Here is an 18,601-nt window from a genome sequence, read left to right as displayed (position 1 = left end):
CGAGAGGCAAACCCCATTCGAGTAGAGAGGATGGAACGGTATGAGGATACTGAAGGCCAACGACTTCACGCTGGAGCGGGAAGTGGACGGAGGTAACGAGGAACAGAGCCGGGCGGTAGCCGGCATCATTGAAGCGGTGCGCCGGGAAGGCGACGAGGCGCTCATTCGGCTGACGGAGCAGTTTGACCGGGTGACCGTCTCCAGTCTGCGGATCACCGAGGAAGAAATTCAAGAGGCCTATGCCCAGGTGAGCGGCGACTTTCTGAGCGCTCTGCGGGAAGCGGCCGCCAACATCCGGGCGTTTCACGAGAAGCAGAAGCGCTCGTCCTGGATCGATCTGGCCCCGAGCGGCACCCTGCTCGGGCAGGTGATCCGTCCGCTTAGGCGGGTCGGTTTGTACGTTCCCGGCGGCAAGGCGGCATATCCGTCGTCCGTGCTGATGAACGCCATTCCGGCGCAGGTGGCGGGCGTGCCGGAGATCGTCATGGTGACGCCGCCCGCCACCGCCGGCGTGGCCGGCGTCAACCCGGCCGTGCTGGTGGCCGCCGCCGAATGCGGCATCACGGAGATCTACCGCGTGGGCGGTGCGCAGGCTGTGGCGGCTCTCGCCTACGGCACCCAGACGGTCGCCCGCGCCGACAAGATCGTCGGTCCCGGCAACATCTACGTCGCTCTCGCCAAGCGCCAGGTGTTCGGCGCGGTCGACATCGACAGCATCGCCGGACCGAGCGAGATCGTCGTGCTGGCGGACGACAGCGCCGACCCGGCCTACCTGGCCGCCGATCTGCTGTCGCAGGCGGAGCACGACGAGATGGCGTCGGCCGTGCTGGTGACGCCGTCCGAAGCGCTCGCTGCCGCCGTCAAGCAGGAGGTCGAACGACAGCTCGAGCTGCTGCCGAAGCGGGAGATCGCCGCCGCGTCGATCCGCGATTACGGCGCAATCCTCACCGTCGCCGACTTGGACGAAGGCATCCGGGCGGTCAACCGTCTCGCCCCCGAGCATTTGGAAGTGGTGACGGCGGCACCGTTCGAGCTGCTCGGCCGCATCGAGAACGCTGGGGCCATTTTCCTCGGGGCCTACAGCTCCGAGCCGGTCGGGGATTATTGGGCCGGTCCCAACCACGTGCTTCCGACCAACGGCACGGCGCGGTTTTCCTCGCCGCTGTCGGTCGACGATTTCATCAAGAAGTCCAGCGTCATTCACTACAGCCGCCAAGACCTGCTTGAGCATGGGGAGAAGATCGTGCGGTTGGCGCAGAGCGAGGGGCTGGATGCGCATGCCGAAGCCATTGCCGTCCGGCTGCGCAAGGAAGGGGGAGCCTCATGACGGAAGCGAGACGGAGTCGCGAAGCGGGCGTTGCCCGCAAGACGGGCGAGACCGACATCGAGCTGAAATTCGGCATCGACGGCAGCGGCCAGGTCGAACTGGACACGGCGGTGCCGTTCCTGAACCACATGCTCGACCTGTTCGCCCGCCACGGGCAGTTTGACTTGACCCTCCGAGCGCAGGGCGACATTGAGGTCGACGACCACCATACCGTCGAGGACATCGCCATCTGCCTCGGCCAAGCGCTCCGGGAGGCGCTCGGCGACAAGGCGGGCATCAAGCGCTATGCCAGTGTATTTATCCCGATGGACGAGGCGCTGGCCCAGGTCGTGATCGACCTGAGCAACCGTCCGCATCTGGAGTACCGAGCCGACTATCCCTCCGCGCAGATCGGCAGCTTTCAGACGGAGCTGGTCCATGAGTTCCTCTGGAAGCTGGCGCTGGAGGCGCGGATTACCCTGCACGTGATCGTCCATTACGGACGCAATACCCACCATATGGTGGAGGCGGTCTTCAAAGCGCTCGGCCGCGCCCTGGACGAAGCGACCGGGTACGACCCGCGGGTGAAAGGCGTGCCTTCGACGAAGGGAGTGCTCTAGCATGCTCGCCATCGTCGATTACGGGATGGGGAACCTGCACAGCGTCGGGAAGGCCGTGGAGCGGCTCGGGGCGGAGGCGGTTGTCACCGCCGACCGGGAGACCATCCGGCGTGCCTCCGGGGTCATCCTGCCGGGCGTCGGGGCTTTTGCGGACGCGATGAAGGAGCTGACCGCGAGCGGACTCGACGAGGCGGTGAAGGAATTCGCGGCGGGCGGCAAGCCGCTCGTCGGCATCTGCCTCGGCATGCAGCTATTGTTCTCGCGGGGCGAGGAGCACGGAAACGAAGCGGGGCTCGGCCTCCTGCCGGGCTCGGTGGTTCGGTTCCAGGGCGGCTACAAGGTGCCGCATATGGGCTGGAACCGCCTGTCCTTCCGGCGGGAAAGCCCGCTAACCGAGGGCGTGGAGGAGGGCTACGTGTATTTCGTGCATTCCTACCACGCGCTGCCGGAGCGGCAGGAGGACTTGATCGCCGTGACGGACTACCACCAGCCGGTGACGGCCATCGTCGGCCGGGGCAACATCTACGGCATGCAGTTTCACCCGGAGAAAAGCGGCGAGACCGGCCTTAAGCTCCTGGCCAACTTCATCCGGCTTTGCGAATAAAGGAGGACATCGGAGTGCCATTCATCGTCTATCCCGCCATCGACATCCGCGGCGGCAAATGCGTGCGGCTGGTCCAGGGCGATTATAACCGCGAGACCGTGTACCGCGAGCGGCCCGAGGAAGCCGCGCTCGAATGGGCGCAGGCCGGGGCGGCCTGGATTCACTTGGTCGATCTTGACGGTGCCAAGGAAGGCCGCCCGGTCAACCACGACGCTATCGGAGCCATCGCCGCGGGCGCTGGCGTTCCGGTTCAGTGCGGCGGAGGCCTGCGGACGCTGGCCGACGTGGAACGGCTCCTCGGGCTCGGCGTCGCCCGGGTCATCCTCGGGACCGCCGCCATCGAGGACCGCGATTTTGTCGAAGCGGCACTCGCCGCCTACGGCGACCGAATCGCCATCGGCATCGACGCTCGAGACGGCTTCGTCGCCACGCGGGGCTGGCTGACGACGTCCGAGGTGCGGGCCGACGCGCTCGCCCGGGAGCTTGCCGCCGCGGGGGCGCAAACCTTCATCTTCACCGACATCTCCCGCGACGGGATGATGAGAGGCCCGAACGTGGAGGCAATCGTCGCCTTGGCGCAGGCCTCCGGCCGGGCAGTCATCGCTTCCGGCGGGGTCAGCCGCTACGAGGACCTGGAACGGCTCGCCGGCCACGAGCGGGACGGCATTGCCGGAGCCATCGTCGGCAAGGCGCTGTACACCGGCCAGATCGAGCTGGCTGAAGCCCTGCGCCGATTGCAGGCACAAGCTTAACCGAGACGCATGCCTGACCGATGCGCAAGCGGGAAGCGGCGCGGCCGGAACCCGTTCCGTGCGCCCGCCAATCGATCCAAAGGAGGACCGCCGAATGCTGGCGAAACGGATTATCCCCTGCCTGGACGTGAAGGACGGCCGGGTGGTGAAGGGGGTTAACTTTATCAACCTGCGCGACGCCGGCGATCCGGTGGAGCTGGCCGCTCTCTATGACCGCGAGGGCGCGGACGAGCTGGTATTCCTCGACATCTCCGCATCCGTCGAAGGACGGGCGACGATGGTCGAGGTTGTGAAGCGGACGGCCGGAGAGCTGGCCATTCCATTCACGGTCGGCGGCGGCATCGGCAGCGTCGAGGACATGAAGCGGCTGCTGCGGGCCGGGGCCGACAAGATCGGCATCAACACCGCCGCCGTGCTGCGTCCCGAGCTGATCGCCGAAGGCGCCCGCCGCTTCGGCAACCAGTGCATCGTCGTCGCCGTCGATGCCCGGTTCAACCCGGAGTGGGACGACTGGGAAGTCTACACCCACGGCGGGCGTAAGCCGACCGGCATCCGCGCCCTGGAATGGGTCGGCCGCGCCGAGGAGCTGGGAGCGGGCGAGCTGCTGCTCACCAGCATGGATGCCGACGGCACCAAAGACGGCTTCGACCTGCCGCTGACCAAGCGCGTGGCACAGAGAGTGGGCATCCCGGTCATCGCCTCCGGCGGGGCGGGCAACGCGGAGCATTTTGCGGAAGTCTTCCGCGAAGCGGGCGCCGACGCGGCGCTCGCGGCGTCGATTTTTCATTACAAGGAGCTAACCATTAGCCAGGTGAAGGACCGCCTGGCGAGGGAGGGAGTGACCGTCCGATGACGGAAGGCTTGGAGAACATCCGCTGGGGCGAGAACGGACTCGTCCCGGCCGTGATACAGGATGCGGCCAGCAAGGAAGTGCTGATGCTGGCCTACATGAACGAAGAATCCCTGGAGCGGACGCTGAAGACCGGGGAAACCTGGTTTTGGAGCCGCTCCCGGCAGGAGCTGTGGCACAAGGGAGGGACTTCCGGCCATACGCAGCAGGTCAAGGCCGTCCGCTACGATTGCGACGGAGACACCCTGCTCGTGCAGGTGGTCCCGGCCGGTCCCGCCTGCCATAACGGGACGTATACCTGCTTTACGGGCGAAGTTCCGCTGCCTGCCGATCCGGCCAAAGCCGAGTGGAAGACGGAGGAAGCGGAGAAGGCGGGGCTCGCCGCCCGAGGCCTGCAGCTTGGTTCCGCCGCAGCGGCGCAGGACCGCTTCCGCATTCTCTCCGTGCTGGAGGAGGTCATCGCCCGCCGGGATGCCGAGCGCCCCGAAGGGGCTTATACCACCTACCTGTTCGAGAAGGGACTCGACAAGATTCTCAAGAAGGTCGGCGAGGAAGCCACCGAGGTGGTTATCGCCGCGAAAAACCACAGCGCCGACGAGCTGCGCTACGAGGCGAGCGACCTGATCTTTCACCTGCTCGTGTTGTTGCGCGAGGAGAAGCTGCCGCTCGACGAAGTCCTGGCCGAGCTCGACCGTCGGCACAACAAATAATGGAAACCGCCTCGCATACGGGACGGCCCCCCTTTTGGATGAAAGCGGCGGGGCCGTCCTTTATGCGGTTTGGCGCCGATCGGAACGGGAAAAGCTTTTTCGGCTAAAGCCCAACTTTCCCTTTTGTAAATCGTTCGCGAACAGGTATAATGAAAAGTGGCGAATTTGTTTGACGGTTTGTTGACATTCCCATGCGTTTCGCGCCACGGGCGGTTTTTTTGATTACACTTGGGAAGGACAAGTTTCGGAAGAGGCGAGGACCCGTTGAGAGCTTCGCCCAATGCGAGCGATCGCACCATTACTAGGAGGTCTAAAATGAACGGCAATCTGAAGATTTTTTCGGGTTCCTCGAACCCCAAACTGGCAGAGGAGATATCCAGGGTACTGGATCGTCCCCTGGGAAAGGTGAAGCTGTCGCGCTTCAAGAGCGGCGAGCTGTACTGCCTGTACGAAGAGCCCGTCCGCAACTGCGATATTTTCATCGTGCAGACCTTCTCCCACCCGATCAATGAGCATTTCGTCGAGCTGCTCGTCATGATCGATGCTGCCAAACGGGCATCCGCCCGCACCATCAACCTGGTTGTGCCGTACTACGGCTATTCCCGCCAAGAGCGCAAGGCTGCGCCCCGGGAACCGATCTCGGCCAAGATGGTTGCCGACGTGCTCGCCACGGTCGGAGCGGACCGGGTAATCACGGTGGATCTTCACGCTGCCGCCATTCAGGGCTTTTTCAACATTCCGGTCGATCACCTCACCGCACTCGACCTGATCAGCGATTACATCCGCAAGAAGAACATCCCGAACCCCATCGTCGTCTCCCCGGACGCCGGCCGCGCCACCACCGCGGAACGTCTCGCCAACATCCTGAACGCGCCGTTCGCCATCATGATCAAAAAACGTCCGGCTCACAACGAGTCGGTGATTACGCATGTCATCGGGGAAGTTGAGGGCTACACGCCCGTCATCATCGAGGACATGATCGACTCCGGCGGTACCATCGTCAACGTCGTCGAAGGCCTCAAGGAGCGCGGAGCAGGCGACTCGTATGTCTGCGCCACCCACCCGATCTTCTCGGGACCGGCGCTGCAGCGGCTCGACCACCCCAACATCAAGGAAGTGGTCATCACCGATACGATCGCGATTCCCGACGACCATGCCGCCCGCTTTAAGGTCATTTCGGTGGCCCCTCTCCTGGCCAACGCCATCCACATCGTCACCGAGGGCGGCTCGATCAGCTCTCTGTTCAAGTACGGCGGTGTATAATCCGGCTCGACAACCGGGCTGCGGGCATTTGGAGGAGGTGCTGACCCGTGGGTAAGAAAATGGCGCTCGAGCGCAAAACCGAACAGAAGATCATACCGCTGAAAATCGACGCGACGTTCTTCTTCGAACGGGCGGTTCGCTCTCTGGACCGCTGCCATTACGATAAAGCGTTAAAATATTTCCGCCGCGCCGTGGAATACGAACCGGACAACGCGGTGAACCATTGCAACTTGGCCGGCGTGCTGGCCGAGGTCGGCAGCTTCGAGGAATCCAGCGAGATTCTGCGGGGCATCCTGGACAAGCTCGACCCCGGCATGACCGAGTGCTACTATTACCTGGCCAACAATTACGCCAATATGGACGATTTCGCCGCGGCGGAGCAAGCGCTCCTGCGCTACCTGGAGACGGACGAAGATGGCCTCTACCTCGAGGAAGCGGAGGAAATGGCCGAACTGCTGTCCTACGAGCTGGGGCGCGCGGTGCAGATCCGCTATGTCAAAAGCCGGGCCGGCCTCTACGAGCACGACGAGGCGCGGAGGCTGCTCGAGGAAGGGCGGTTTGTCGAAGCGACCGACGTCCTGCAGAAGCTGGTCAAGAAGCATCCCGATTTCCTCGCCGCCCGCAACAACCTGGCGCTCGGGTATTATTACCTGGGAGATTTCGAGCATGCGCTCGCGACCGTGTTCGACGTCCTTGCCATCGACGAGGGCAATCTGCACGCGCTGTGCAACCTGGCGATCTTCTATCAGCACCTCGGCGAGACCGAGAAGCTGGAGGAGTTGGCCGGACAGCTGCGCAAGACCTATCCGTTCCATACCGAATATTTGTTTAAACTGGCGACCACGATGGGCATTCTCGGCGATCACGAGATGGCCTACCGGCTGTTCAGCCGGCTCGTCCGTCTCGGCGAAGAAGACCAAGACCCGAGCCTGTTCCATTACACGGCGGTAGCCGCGTTCAATACGGGCCGGTTCGACGAGGCGAGGAAGCGGTGGCGGCTCGCGGCCAAGCTTGATCCGGGCGCCGAGATCGCCCGTTTCTACCTGGACCAGATGGAGCAGGGCCCGACGGAGGGAGTCTTCCTGCATTATCATTACCATCTTCCGTTTGAGCAGCAGCCTCTCGCGTTGCAGAACGAAGAGGGCGGCCTGTCGGAGAGCATCAAGCGCGACCCGCTCGTCCGTTCCTCCTTCTTCTGGGGGCTGAAGCACGGCGACCGGCACACCAAGCAGCAGGTGATTCAAGCGTTCGGCGCCATCGCCGACGACGAGGCGGAGGCGGCCCTGCGCCAATTCCTGCTCGAGCCGGACGAGAGCGACGACTTGAAGCGGATGGCTCTGTTCGCCCTGCGCAGCATGGGAAAGACGGAGGCCCTGCAGGTGGTGATCGCCGGAGCCGCGAAGACCATCGGCGAAGCGCCTTATTCGCCCTCGCTTCCGGTCTGGGAAGACGATTGGCAGGCGGTGCTGACGCTCGCCCGCCGGCAGATGGAAAAACGGTACGACATGATCCAGCAATGCGACTTGGAATCGCTCTGGGTGGAATACTTGTCTCAGGTTTATCCCGTGAAGCCGCGCATCGCCAAGATCGAAGGCTGGTCGGCGGCCCTGGAGTACCTGACGGCTAAGCTGCACCGCCGCGCCATCTCCTTCGAGGAGGTGGCCGGGCGCTACGGCATTTCCGCGGCGACGGTCAGCCGGGCCGCCCGGAGAATCGGCGAGGCCTGCGGGCTCCGGGAGAAGCTGAGCGCCCCCGGCGGTGTGCCGGCGGCGAATGGGCCCGCCCTGAGCCCGCCCGCTCTGCCGAAGAAGTAACTACCATTCAGGAGGTATGCGGCCATGTACAAAAGCGTCATCATCGGAACCGGACCTTCCGGTTTAACTGCCGCCATCTATCTGGCGAGAGCGAACCTGAATCCGCTGGTTATCGAAGGACCGGAACCGGGCGGACAGCTCACCACGACCACGGAAGTTGAAAATTTCCCCGGCTTTCCGAGCGGCATCCTCGGCCCTGAGCTGATGGCCAATATGCGCAGCCAGGCGGAGCGCTTCGGAGCGGAGTTCCGCTCGAGCTGGGTGGTCAAGGCCGATCTGTCGGCCTCCCCGTTCCGGCTCACCCTGGAGACCGGCGACGTCATCGAAGCGGAGACGGTGGTGCTGTCCACCGGCGCTTCCGCCAAGCTCTTGAACATCGCCGGGGAGAAGGAAAATATCGGCCGCGGAGTCAGCACGTGTGCGACCTGCGACGGGTTTTTCTTCCGCGGCAAGAAGATCATCGTGGTCGGCGGCGGCGACTCGGCCATGGAAGAGGCGCATTTCCTCACCCGCTTCGCCAGCGAAGTGCGCGTGGTGCACCGCCGCGGGGAGCTGCGCGCGTCGAAGATCATGCAGGACCGGGCGCGCGAGAACGCCAAGGTCGTCTGGAGCCTGAACTCAACCCCGCTCGAAGTGGTAGCCGGGGAGAAGGGCGTCACCGGGCTGAAGGTGCTCAACAACGCCACCGGTCAGGAGGAAGTGCTGGAGGCGGACGCCATCTTCGTCGCCATCGGGCACCGGCCGAACACGGCCTTCCTGGAAGGACAGGTCACCACCGACGAGCAGGGCTACATCGTGGTGAAGCCGGGGACGACCCGGACGAACGTTCCCGGCGTCTTCGCTTGCGGCGACGTTCAGGATACCCGCTATCGGCAGGCCATCACGGCCGCGGGCAGCGGCTGCATGGCGGCGCTGGACTGCGAGAAATACCTGGATGGGGAAATGGTTCACGATTGGAGCCATACCCTGACGGACGCGGCCGCCCAGCCGTAATTCGCGCCGGATGGACTTAAGGCAGGCAACGGTCCGGCCCGTTCCGGTACCGGAGCTTCGGATAGACCGGCTAGGAGCCCGACGAGCCTTCGTCGGGTTCTCTGTCTTTTCGGCCGCCGGTTCCCGGAACGATTCCTTGACCGTATCCCAAGGAAGCTATATAGTTGGATCAGAAGTGTCTGAAGCGTTCATGCCCCGTCGTGCAAGGCCCGGAGAAGAAAACCGGTCCCTGTATTGTCATGTCCGGAGATCGTCCGGAAGCGAATCGGTTTTTGAACCTGCAGGCAAATCATGTATAGAGGTGACACGCAAATGTCGGGTAAAGTATATGTCGGTGTCGATTTGGGCGGGACCAGCATCAAGGTGGGGCTCTGCGACGAGAACGGCAAATTGCTGCAGACCTACGAAGGGCCGACCGGCGCGGAATTCGGACCGGATGAAGTGCTGGATCGGATCGCGAACTACGTTCGTCTTCTGGTCGATCAGTCGGAATCCGGCTGGGACGACGTAGCCGGAATCGGCGCGGGCCTGGCGGGCTTCTTGGATATTCCCGAGGGCATCGTCCGATTTTCCCCCAACCTGAAATGGCATGACGTGCCGGTCAAAGCGACGCTCGAGAAAAAGCTCGGCAAGCCGGTCGCCATCGACAACGACGCCAACGTGGCCGCACTCGGCGAAGCCTGGAGCGGAGCGGGGGCGGGCATCGCCAACTGCGTCTGCTACACCCTGGGAACGGGCGTAGGCGGCGGCATCATCATCGGCGGCAAAATCTATCAGGGCTCGGCCGGCATGGCCGGCGAGCTTGGGCATATGGCGGTGGTCCCCGACCTGGAGGCCATCCAATGCGGCTGCGGCCAGATGGGCTGCCTGGAGACGGTCTCGTCCGCGACGGGCATCATCCGCATGGCCAAGGACGCCGTGCAGCGGGGGGACAAGACCTCGCTCGCGATGATTCAGAATATCACGGCCAAAGACGTATTCGACGCCGCCAAGGCCGGAGACGAAGCGGCTCTGCGCATCGTCAACCGGGCCGCGTTCTACCTCGGCAAGTCGATGGCCGCGCTCGCGGTGGTGCTGAATCCGCAGCGGTTCATCATCGGCGGCGGCGTATCCAAAGCAGGCGAGATCCTGTTCCAGCCCATCCGCGAAATCTTCAAGAAATACACGCCTGCCCAGGTTCAGGAGAACGTGGACATCGTTCCGGCCACGCTCGGCAATGACGCCGGCGTCGTCGGCGCTGCCGGCCTGAATCTCCGCTAGACACACCCTGCATGCGCGGGCCGCTTGTCCGGATGAACGGGCAGGCGGCCTATCGGCGGATTGGCGGCTTTCGCCGAACGCCGTCGGAATCGGCTGTTTGATCGGGGAGGGATCGATATGGAAGAACGCATCACGCTCGCAAGACTGGTCATCATCACCGGCATGTCCGGCGCCGGCAAAACCATCGCGGTCCAAAGCCTGGAGGATCTCGGCTTCTTCTGCGTGGATAACCTGCCGCCCGTGCTCATTCCGAAGTTCGCCGAGCTGATCGAGCAGTCGAACGGCAAGATCGGCAAGGTGGCGCTGGTGATCGACCTGCGGGGCCGGGAATTTTTCCGGGCGCTCACGGAGTCTCTTCATACGCTGCAGGAAAATCATACGATCAGCTATGAAATCCTGTTCCTGGACGCCACCGATTCGGTTCTGGTGCAGCGCTACAAGGAGAGCCGCCGGCGCCATCCGCTCGCGCCGGGCGGCGCGCCGCTTGAGGGGATTCAGCAGGAACGCATCCTGCTCGAGGAGCTGAAGGGGCTCGCCACGCAATCCATCGACACGAGCAGCCTGAAGCCCGGCCAGCTCAAGGAGATCATCACGTCGCGGTTCACCAACCTGGGTCATGAGGGATTGGTACTGAACGTCATCTCCTTCGGCTTCAAATACGGCATTCCCATCGACGCCGACTTGATCTTCGACGTGCGCTTCCTGCCGAATCCGCACTATGTCGATTCGCTTCGACCGAAGACCGGCCAGGATGCGGATGTGTACGAATATGTGATGAAATGGTCGGATACGCAGGAATTTCTGATCAAGCTGCTGGACCTGCTCAATTTCCTGATTCCGCAATATCGCAAGGAAGGGAAGAGCCAGGTCGTCATCGGCATCGGCTGCACCGGCGGCAAGCACCGGTCGGTGGCCATTGCCGAATACTTGGGCAAACGCATCGGGGCGAGCGAGACGGAGATCGTCCGCGTCAGCCACCGCGATGCAGAGCGAGACCGGAGGTAGTGGACTTGACGGATCCCATTGACGCAATGCCCAGTGTCCCCCGCGTCGTCGTCATCGGCGGCGGCACGGGGTTGTCCGTCATGCTGCGCGGCCTGAAGAAGAAGCCGCTCGACATCACCGCCATCGTCACCGTCGCCGACGACGGCGGCAGCTCGGGCGTGCTGCGCGACGAGCTGCAGATTCCCCCGCCCGGTGACATCCGCAATGTCATGGGCTCGCTCTCCGACGCGGAGCCGCTCTTGTCGCAGCTGCTGCAGTACCGCTTCAAGCAGGTGGACGGCCTGATCGGCCACCCTCTCGGCAACCTCATCCTGGCAGCGCTCAGCGACATCACCGGCGACTTCGTCGGCGCCGTCCGCGAGCTGAGCCGCGTGCTCGCCGTCCGCGGCCGGGTGCTGCCCGCCGCCGACATTCCCATCGTCCTCCACGCGGAGATGGAGGACGGGACGATCGTCACCGGCGAATCGAAGATTCCCAAGGCCGGCGGCCGGATCAAGCGCTTGTCGATCGAGCCGGAGGACGTGGCACCCCTGCCGGAGACGGTGGAGGCCCTCCGCCGGGCCGACGCGATCGTGCTGGGACCCGGCAGCCTGTACACGAGCATCATTCCGAATCTGCTCGTGCCGGACATCGCCCAAGCCATCGTCGAATCGAACGCGCTCAAAGTATTCATCTGCAACGTCATGACGCAGCCCGGCGAGACCGATTCGTATTCGGTAAGCGATCACATCAACGCCATCTACGACCACATCGGCCGCCCGATCTTCGATTATGTCATCGTCAACAACGGCGCGATTCCGCCGGAGGTGGAGCAGAAGTACTCCGAGGAGGGCGCCGCCCCCGTCGCTCTGGACATGGAGGACGCGGAACGCCAGGGCTATCAGGTGATCGCCGACGAGTTGGTTTATTTTCACACCTATCTTCGGCATGATGCCGACAAATTAAGCCATCATATCTATCAACTGGTGGAAAGCTGGATGGTCCGAAAGAGGTGACCCCCGTGTCCTTTGCGGCGCAAACCAAAAAAGAACTCACCCTGCTGGAGAGCGGGGCCTGCTGCGAGAAGTCCGAGCTCTCGGCGCTCATCCGCATGAACGGAACGGTACAGCTCACCGGCGGCCGGACCGTCCTCGACATCTCGACCGAGAATGCGGCGATCGCCCGGCGGATTTACCTGCTGCTGAAGAAGATGTACCAGGTCCATACGGAGCTGCTCGTGCGCAAGAAAATGCGGCTCAAGAAGAACAACGTTTACATCGTGCGGGTGCCGCTTCGGGTGCAGGAGATTCTCAGCGACCTGAAGATCGTGTCGACCGGTTTTCTCTTCACGGACGGCATCGACAAGGACCTGATCAAGAACAACTGCTGCAAGCGGGCGTACCTGCGCGGAGCGTTCCTCGCCGGCGGCTCGGTAAACAACCCGGAGGGCTCGTCGTACCACCTGGAGATCGCTTCGATGTACGAGGAGCACTGCAACGCTCTTGTGCAGTTGGCCAACCGGTTTGACCTGAACGCGCGCTGCATCGAGCGGAAGAAGGGCTTTATCTTTTACCTCAAGGAGGGGGAGAAGATTATCGAGTTCCTGAGCCTGATCGGTGCCCATCAGGCGCTTCTCCGCTTCGAGGACGTCCGGATCATGAAGGACATGCGCAATTCCGTCAACCGCATCGTCAACTGCGAGACCGCGAACCTGAACAAGACGATCGGGGCGGCCGTCCGCCAGATCGACAACATCCGGTTGATCGAGAAGGAGATGGGGCTCGAGAATCTGCCCGAGAAGCTCCGGGAGGTAGCCGAGATTCGGTTGAAGCACCCCGACATCAACCTGAAGGAAGTGGGCGATCTGCTCCGGGGAAACGTCAGTAAATCCGGCGTCAACCACCGGCTGCGAAAGCTTGACGAAATGGCCGAAAAGCTGAGAAATTCGCGGTAAAGGGACGAAATCGGAAGTTCCATGATTTTTCTAGTGCAGCCTTGGAAAAAATGTTATAATGGACAAAAACTCGTTCCCAACTCGTTCCCGATCGTTTCTATAGAAGAAAATTCATGCAATGGGGGTATTGGTTCATGTCTAAAAGTCCCGCCGTGGTTCGTTTGAAAACGGGTCTGCACGCCAGACCGGCCGCTCTTTTCGTTCAAGAGGCCAATAAATTCTCCTCGGAAATCTTTGTGGAGAAGGACGAGAAGAAAGTTAACGCCAAGAGCATCATGGGCATCATGAGCCTCGCGATCAGCACCGGTACCGAGATCTCCATCAGTGCGGAAGGCGCGGACTCCGATCAGGCTGTAACCGCTTTAGTCGCACTCGTCAGCAAGGAAGAACTCGAGAACCAGTAACCGTCGCTCGGCTGCCGAGGAAGCTTCCGCGGGAAGCTTTTTTGACTATAGGTTCAAGCTTGTTCTATCGTTTGGCCGTAGCCCCATTGGCCACTAAAAGCTAAAAAAGGCTGTCGCCTCCGGAACCTGCCGGATGGGACAGCCTTTTCTGTGTGAGCGCGGGATTACAGCAGACCTTTGGTCGGCGACTCGATCACCTTGTCGATGATGCCGTATGCCAGCGCCTCGTCGGCGGTCATGAAGTAGTCGCGGTCCGTATCCTTGTCGATGCGGGACAGCGGCTGGCCGGTACGTTCGGCGAGGATGCCGTTCAGCTTCTCGCGCAGCTTGATGATCCGCTTGGCGCGGATTTCAATGTCGCTCGCCTGTCCTTCGGCGCCTCCGAGCGGCTGGTGGATCATCACTTCGCTGTTCGGCAGGGCATAGCGCTTGCCCTTGGCGCCGGCGGTCAGCAGAAAGGCGCCCATGGAGGCGGCCATGCCGACGCAGATCGTCGAGACGTCCGGCTTGATGAATTGCATCGTGTCGTAGATGGCCATACCGGAGGTGATGGAGCCGCCCGGACTGTTGATGTAGATGCTGATATCCTTTTCCGAGTCCTGCGCAGTCAGGAACAGAAGCTGAGCGATGATGGCGTTGGCCACGGCATCGTTGATCTGGCTGCCCAGGAAGATGATACGGTCTTTCAGGAGCCGGGAGTAGATGTCATAAGCGCGTTCTCCCCGGGCGTCCGGTTCCACAACCATTGGAATGAAGCTCATGCGAATTCCTCCTTTTTGGCATCTGGCACGCGCCCCAACCGAATCGCACCCGCCGACCGATTGGACCCCGACGGATCGGAAAGAAAGGCGATTCACCGAAGGGGCGGACCGCGCACAGATGAAGCTATCCCCATCTTACTGAAAAAGATCGCAAAAGTCAAAATAGGTCAGACCATAAAGCAGGGCATGAAAAAAACGCCCGGTTAAGGGCGTTGTCAAATTCGGTAGATGGCGCGCCCGCGAGGGATCGAACCTCGATCTCAGGCTCCGGAGGCCTACGTCATATCCATTGGACCACGGGCGCGTATGGGTGCGGCGATGATTCAAAGCCAGCAAAAAATATTATAGTATACCGGACGGGAAAATGCAAGCAGGTTTTACGAAGTTTCCGAGGGGGATGGACTTTCGTTTCGCTTTTCGGAACCCCCAGCAGGCCATGACGTCAAAAACGCGAGCTAATGGAAGCTAAATGGAGGTTGAGTGGGATCAGAACCGTCCCTGCGGGACATTTAACAAAAACTTAACCAATCCTTGGGGCGGACAAACTTGCACGCCGTACCAGAATCCGCTAAAATGAGACGTGGGACATAAAAGTATGTTTGTCGTGGGACATAAAATGTTTATGCGGGACATTGAGTGTCCAAGGCGGGGGTGATGAGATGAGGGCGGTTCTGGAGATGCAAAAACAGCTCGTCCCCGACGTGCTGGACCTCGTCAAGAAGCGCTACACCATCCTCCATTACGTCATGATCTACCGCCTTGTCGGACGCCGAACCCTGGCGGCTGCGCTTCATATGACCGAACGGGTGCTGCGCGCCGAAGTGGATTTCTTGAAGGAGCAAGGGCTCCTCGAGGTGGAATCCTTCGGCATGCGGGTGACTCCGTTGGGAAAGCGGCTGCTTGACGAGATGGAGCCGATGATCAAGGAACTGTTCGGCTACAGCCGGATGGAAGAAGCCCTGAAGGAGAAGTTCTCCTTGCGGGATGCCATCGTCGTTCCGGGCGATTCGGATGAGTCCGACTACACGAAGAAAGAGATGGGACGCGCCGCAGCGGCCGCTTTGCGCCGGGCCGTGAGCGTCGAGACGGTCATCGCCGTCACCGGCGGCTCCACGCTCGCGGAAGTCGCCGCCCAGCTTACGCCGTCTTCCGCGATGAGGGGCAGCCTGTTCGTCCCGGCCCGCGGCGGAATCGGCGAAAGCGTCGAGTTCCAAGCCAATACGCTCGCTTCGGTCATGGCCAAGAAGACCGGCGGGCAGTACCGCCTCCTGCACGTGCCCGACCATCTGGGCGAGGAAGCCTACCATTCGCTGATTCAGGAACCGAACATCCGGGAAATGATCCAGGTGATCCAGAGCGCCCGTATTCTGCTACACGGAATCGGAGAAGCTACCGTTATGGCCAATAGGCGAAAAGTCGACGAGGCTACGCTGCGCGAACTGGAGCGGGCGGGAGCGATCGCCGAGGCGTTCGGTTACTACTTCGACCGGTTCGGACGGGTGGTCTACCACATGCCGACGCTGGGCCTGAAGATGGAGGACCTGAAGCAGGTCGACACGCTGATCGCCGTTGCCGGCGGGAAGAGCAAGGGCGGCTGTATTGCAGCCGTGCTGCGACACGGTCTGGAGCACATTCTCGTAACGGACGAAGCGGCGGCTCGCTATATTTTGCAGGAAGCCTGATTGCTCGTTTTCTTGACGGCATCGCCGTCTTGAGATATAGGTACCATCATCATTTCACCATTAGGAGGAGTTACCATGACAGTAAAAGTAGGGATTAACGGGTTTGGCCGTATCGGACGTCTGGCATTCCGTCGCATTCAGAACGTAGAAGGAATCGAAGTAGTAGCCATCAACGACCTGACCGACGCCAAAATGCTGGCGCACCTGCTCAAATACGATACGACCCAAGGCAAGTTCGACGGCGAAGTGGAAGTCCATGACGGCTACTTCAAAGTGAACGGCAAAGAAGTCAAAGCCTTCGCCACCCCGAAGCCCGAAGAAATTCCGTGGGGTGAACTCGGCGTCGACATCGTGCTCGAGTGCACCGGCTTCTTCGTATCCAAGGAAAAAGCCGAACTTCACCTGAAGGGCGGCGCCAAGAAGGTCGTCATCTCCGCTCCGGGTACCGGCGAAATGAAGACCGTTGTTTACAACGTTAACCACGAAATCCTCGACGGCAGCGAAACGGTTATCTCCGGCGCTTCCTGCACCACGAACTGCCTGGCGCCGATGGCGAAGGTCCTGAACGACAAGTTCGGCATCGTCGAAGGCCTGATGACCACGATCCACGCTTACACCGGCGACCAGAACACCCTCGACGCTCCGCACCGCAAAGGCGACTTCCGCCGCGCCCGCGCCGCTGCCGAGAACATCGTTCCGAATACCACGGGCGCAGCCAAGGCCATCGGCCTGGTTATCCCGGAACTGAAGGGCAAGCTCGACGGCGCCGCTCAGCGCGTTCCGGTTGCAACGGGCTCCCTGACGGAACTCGTAACCGTTCTGAACAAGAGCGTAACCGCCGACGAAATCAACGCCGCCATGAAGGAAGCCGCCAACGAATCCTACGGCTACACGGAAGACGAAATCGTCTCCTCCGACATCAAGGGCTGCACCTACGGCTCCCTGTTCGACGCTACCCAGACCAAGGTTCTGACGGTCGGCGACAAGCAGCTGGTCAAGACGGTTTCCTGGTATGACAACGAAATGTCCTACACCGCTCAGCTCATTCGCACCCTGCAATACTTTGCAAACCTGGCGAAATAAGATACGGTTTTCCAGATTCATCGAATCCAAGGGAAGAGCGGACAACGTTAAGGCGTTTCCGCTCTTATCCCTGCTTTTGACTCTATGACCATTATTGTGACCGGAGGGATTCCTCAATGAACAAGAAGAGCGTCCGCGATATCGATGTAACCGGCAAGCGCGTGTTTGTCCGCGTCGACTTCAACGTTCCGCTGGAAAACGGCAAGATCACCGACGACACCCGTATCGTCGAAACGCTGCCGACCGTGAAGTACCTGATCGAAAAAGGCGCCAAGGTCATTCTGGCGAGCCACCTCGGCCGTCCGAAGGGCGAAGTCAACGAATCGATGCGCCTGACCCCGGCTGCGAACCGCCTGTCCGAGCTGCTCGGCAAGCCGGTACTTAAGGCCGACGAGTCCGTAGGCGAAGCCGTGAAGGCTCAAATCGCCACGATGAAGGACGGCGACGTGCTCGTGCTCGAGAACGTCCGCTTCCACAAGGGCGAAGAAAAGAACGATCCGGAGCTCGCCAAGCAGTTCGCCGAGCTGGCCGACCTCTTCGTGAACGACGCCTTCGGCGCCGCTCACCGCGCGCATTCCTCGACGGAAGGCATCGCCCATTACCTGCCGGCCGTATCCGGTCTCTTGATGGAGAAGGAGCTCGACGTACTGGGCAAGGCGCTCAGCAATCCGGAACGCCCCTTCACCGCCATCATCGGCGGCGCCAAGGTTAAGGACAAGATCGACGTCATCGACAACCTGATCAAGCTGGCCGACAACATCATCATCGGCGGCGGCCTCCTGTTCACCTTCCTGAAGGCTAAGGGCTATGAAGTCGGCAACTCGATCGTTGACGAAGAGAAGATCGACGTTGCGCTGGGCTTCATCAACAAGGCTGAGGAAAAAGGCGTAAAGCTCTTGCTGCCGGTCGACATCGTCGTCGCCGACGCATTCAGCAACGATGCCAACGTGCAGACCGTAGCGGCCAACGAAATCCCGGCCGGCTGGATGGGCCTCGACATCGGTCCGGAAACCGCCAAGAACTACGCCGACGTCATCAAGAATTCCAAGCTGGTCGTTTGGAACGGACCGATGGGCGTATTCGAAATGGATAAGTTCGCTGCCGGTACCCTCGCCGTGTGCCAGGCTTGCGCCGACACGGAAGGCTACACCGTCATCGGCGGCGGCGACTCCGCTGCCGCTGTCGAGAAGTTCAACATGAAGGACAAGATGGATCACATCTCCACGGGCGGCGGCGCTTCCCTGGAGTTCATGGAAGGCAAGGCTCTGCCGGGCGTCGTGGCTCTGCAGGACAAGTAAGAAGCGGGCGCTGTTCGCTGCGGCTCCGGGTCCTCGGGAAACGGGATTCCGATCGCTGTTGGTTTTGGAAGCCTTTATTTGAGAGAATGATTTCAAGGCGGGCTTCCAAAATCCAAAGGCGACCGCTGACGCTTCTCCACCCCGTTCCCGGGACCCTTCGCCTCGCGAAGCCCAATGATTTTCAAAAGAAACAAGCAGCTTGAGAGCGGTTCGGAATCGATTTGCCGGCAGCATTGCCTTGCTCGCCGCAAACGTAAGATCCG

18 protein-coding genes and 1 tRNA gene are annotated in these 18,601 nt (G+C 61.5%); 17 read left to right on the top strand and 2 right to left on the bottom strand.

Going from position 1 to position 18,601, the window contains the following annotated elements; translation table 11 throughout:
* The first annotated feature begins 40 nt into the window (after positions 1–40).
* The 14 genes from hisD (at position 41) to ACSEXS_RS20010 (ending at position 13,514) form a co-directional block, all read left to right on the top strand.
* Positions 41–1,327 carry a histidinol dehydrogenase gene (gene hisD, locus ACSEXS_RS20075; RefSeq protein WP_438435032.1) on the top strand — a complete coding sequence of 429 codons (1,287 nt, stop codon included), beginning with the start codon at positions 41–43 and terminating at the stop codon, positions 1,325–1,327.
* Positions 1,324–1,926, top strand: a complete 603-nt coding sequence (hisB, locus tag ACSEXS_RS20070; RefSeq protein WP_438435031.1) for an imidazoleglycerol-phosphate dehydratase HisB — start codon at positions 1,324–1,326, stop codon at positions 1,924–1,926. The genes hisD and hisB overlap by 4 nt, the downstream gene beginning before the upstream one ends.
* A gap of 1 nt (position 1,927) precedes the next feature.
* Positions 1,928–2,530: an imidazole glycerol phosphate synthase subunit HisH gene (hisH, locus tag ACSEXS_RS20065; protein ID WP_438435030.1), complete on the top strand. Its 603-nt coding sequence runs from the start codon at positions 1,928–1,930 to the stop codon at positions 2,528–2,530.
* Positions 2,531–2,544: 14 nt separating this feature from the next.
* Positions 2,545–3,282 carry a 1-(5-phosphoribosyl)-5-[(5-phosphoribosylamino)methylideneamino]imidazole-4-carboxamide isomerase gene (gene hisA, locus ACSEXS_RS20060; protein WP_438435029.1) on the top strand — a complete coding sequence of 246 codons (738 nt, stop codon included), beginning with the start codon at positions 2,545–2,547 and terminating at the stop codon, positions 3,280–3,282.
* 94 nt (positions 3,283–3,376) lie between these two features.
* Positions 3,377–4,135: an imidazole glycerol phosphate synthase subunit HisF gene (gene hisF, locus ACSEXS_RS20055; RefSeq protein ID WP_438435028.1), complete on the top strand. Its 759-nt coding sequence runs from the start codon at positions 3,377–3,379 to the stop codon at positions 4,133–4,135.
* A complete protein-coding gene (hisIE, locus tag ACSEXS_RS20050) occupies positions 4,132–4,842 on the top strand; it encodes a bifunctional phosphoribosyl-AMP cyclohydrolase/phosphoribosyl-ATP diphosphatase HisIE (protein ID WP_438435027.1) in 711 nt (236 codons plus the stop codon). Before hisF ends, hisIE begins: the two co-directional genes overlap by 4 nt.
* A 315-nt stretch (positions 4,843–5,157) precedes the next feature.
* Positions 5,158–6,105 (top strand): ribose-phosphate diphosphokinase, encoded by a 948-nt coding sequence (locus tag ACSEXS_RS20045; protein WP_438435026.1) that lies wholly within the window; start codon positions 5,158–5,160, stop codon positions 6,103–6,105.
* A 47-nt stretch (positions 6,106–6,152) separates the two neighbouring features.
* Positions 6,153–7,919, top strand: a complete 1,767-nt coding sequence (locus ACSEXS_RS20040; RefSeq protein ID WP_438435025.1) for a tetratricopeptide repeat protein — start codon at positions 6,153–6,155, stop codon at positions 7,917–7,919.
* Between the two features lie 24 nt (positions 7,920–7,943).
* Entirely contained in the window at positions 7,944–8,912 is a 969-nt protein-coding gene (gene trxB / locus ACSEXS_RS20035; RefSeq protein WP_438435024.1) for a thioredoxin-disulfide reductase, read from the top strand.
* Between the two features lie 312 nt (positions 8,913–9,224).
* Positions 9,225–10,172, top strand: a complete 948-nt coding sequence (locus tag ACSEXS_RS20030) for an ROK family glucokinase (protein WP_438435023.1) — start codon at positions 9,225–9,227, stop codon at positions 10,170–10,172.
* Positions 10,173–10,289: 117 nt separating this feature from the next.
* Complete coding sequence (rapZ, locus tag ACSEXS_RS20025; protein WP_438435022.1) at positions 10,290–11,177, top strand: RNase adapter RapZ; 888 nt, start codon at positions 10,290–10,292, stop codon at positions 11,175–11,177.
* A 26-nt stretch (positions 11,178–11,203) separates the two neighbouring features.
* Positions 11,204–12,172 carry a gluconeogenesis morphogenetic factor MgfK gene (mgfK, locus tag ACSEXS_RS20020; RefSeq protein WP_438435054.1) on the top strand — a complete coding sequence of 323 codons (969 nt, stop codon included), beginning with the start codon at positions 11,204–11,206 and terminating at the stop codon, positions 12,170–12,172.
* A gap of 5 nt (positions 12,173–12,177) precedes the next feature.
* Positions 12,178–13,110 carry a DNA-binding protein WhiA gene (gene whiA / locus ACSEXS_RS20015; protein WP_438435021.1) on the top strand — a complete coding sequence of 311 codons (933 nt, stop codon included), beginning with the start codon at positions 12,178–12,180 and terminating at the stop codon, positions 13,108–13,110.
* Between the two features lie 134 nt (positions 13,111–13,244).
* On the top strand, positions 13,245–13,514 hold the full coding sequence (locus ACSEXS_RS20010; protein WP_438435020.1) for an HPr family phosphocarrier protein: 270 nt from the start codon (positions 13,245–13,247) through the stop codon (positions 13,512–13,514).
* 164 nt (positions 13,515–13,678) lie between these two features.
* Here ACSEXS_RS20010 and clpP read toward each other — a convergent pair whose 3' ends face one another.
* On the bottom strand, positions 13,679–14,275 hold the full coding sequence (gene clpP / locus ACSEXS_RS20005) for an ATP-dependent Clp endopeptidase proteolytic subunit ClpP (protein ID WP_438435019.1): 597 nt from the start codon (positions 14,273–14,275) through the stop codon (positions 13,679–13,681).
* Between the two features lie 229 nt (positions 14,276–14,504).
* A tRNA-Arg gene (locus ACSEXS_RS20000) sits at positions 14,505–14,579 on the bottom strand.
* 355 nt (positions 14,580–14,934) lie between these two features.
* On the opposite strand from ACSEXS_RS20000, the gene ACSEXS_RS19995 reads away from it, so the two are divergent.
* The 3 genes from ACSEXS_RS19995 to ACSEXS_RS19985 all read left to right on the top strand — a co-directional run bounded on the left by ACSEXS_RS19995 (position 14,935) and on the right by ACSEXS_RS19985 (position 18,338).
* Positions 14,935–15,957, top strand: coding sequence for a sugar-binding transcriptional regulator (locus tag ACSEXS_RS19995; RefSeq protein WP_438435018.1), 1,023 nt, complete (start codon positions 14,935–14,937; stop codon positions 15,955–15,957).
* Between the two features lie 75 nt (positions 15,958–16,032).
* Positions 16,033–17,040 carry a type I glyceraldehyde-3-phosphate dehydrogenase gene (gap, locus tag ACSEXS_RS19990; RefSeq protein WP_438435017.1) on the top strand — a complete coding sequence of 336 codons (1,008 nt, stop codon included), beginning with the start codon at positions 16,033–16,035 and terminating at the stop codon, positions 17,038–17,040.
* A 116-nt stretch (positions 17,041–17,156) separates the two neighbouring features.
* Positions 17,157–18,338 carry a phosphoglycerate kinase gene (locus ACSEXS_RS19985; RefSeq protein WP_438435016.1) on the top strand — a complete coding sequence of 394 codons (1,182 nt, stop codon included), beginning with the start codon at positions 17,157–17,159 and terminating at the stop codon, positions 18,336–18,338.
* Positions 18,339–18,601: the final 263 nt, after the last annotated feature.

This window comes from Gorillibacterium terrae (assembly GCF_051594785.1).
In the GTDB taxonomy this organism is placed as follows: domain Bacteria; phylum Bacillota; class Bacilli; order Paenibacillales; family NBRC-103111; genus Gorillibacterium.
The sequence above is the reverse complement of the archived record's forward strand: the minus strand, read 5'-3'. Positions and strand labels throughout refer to the sequence as shown.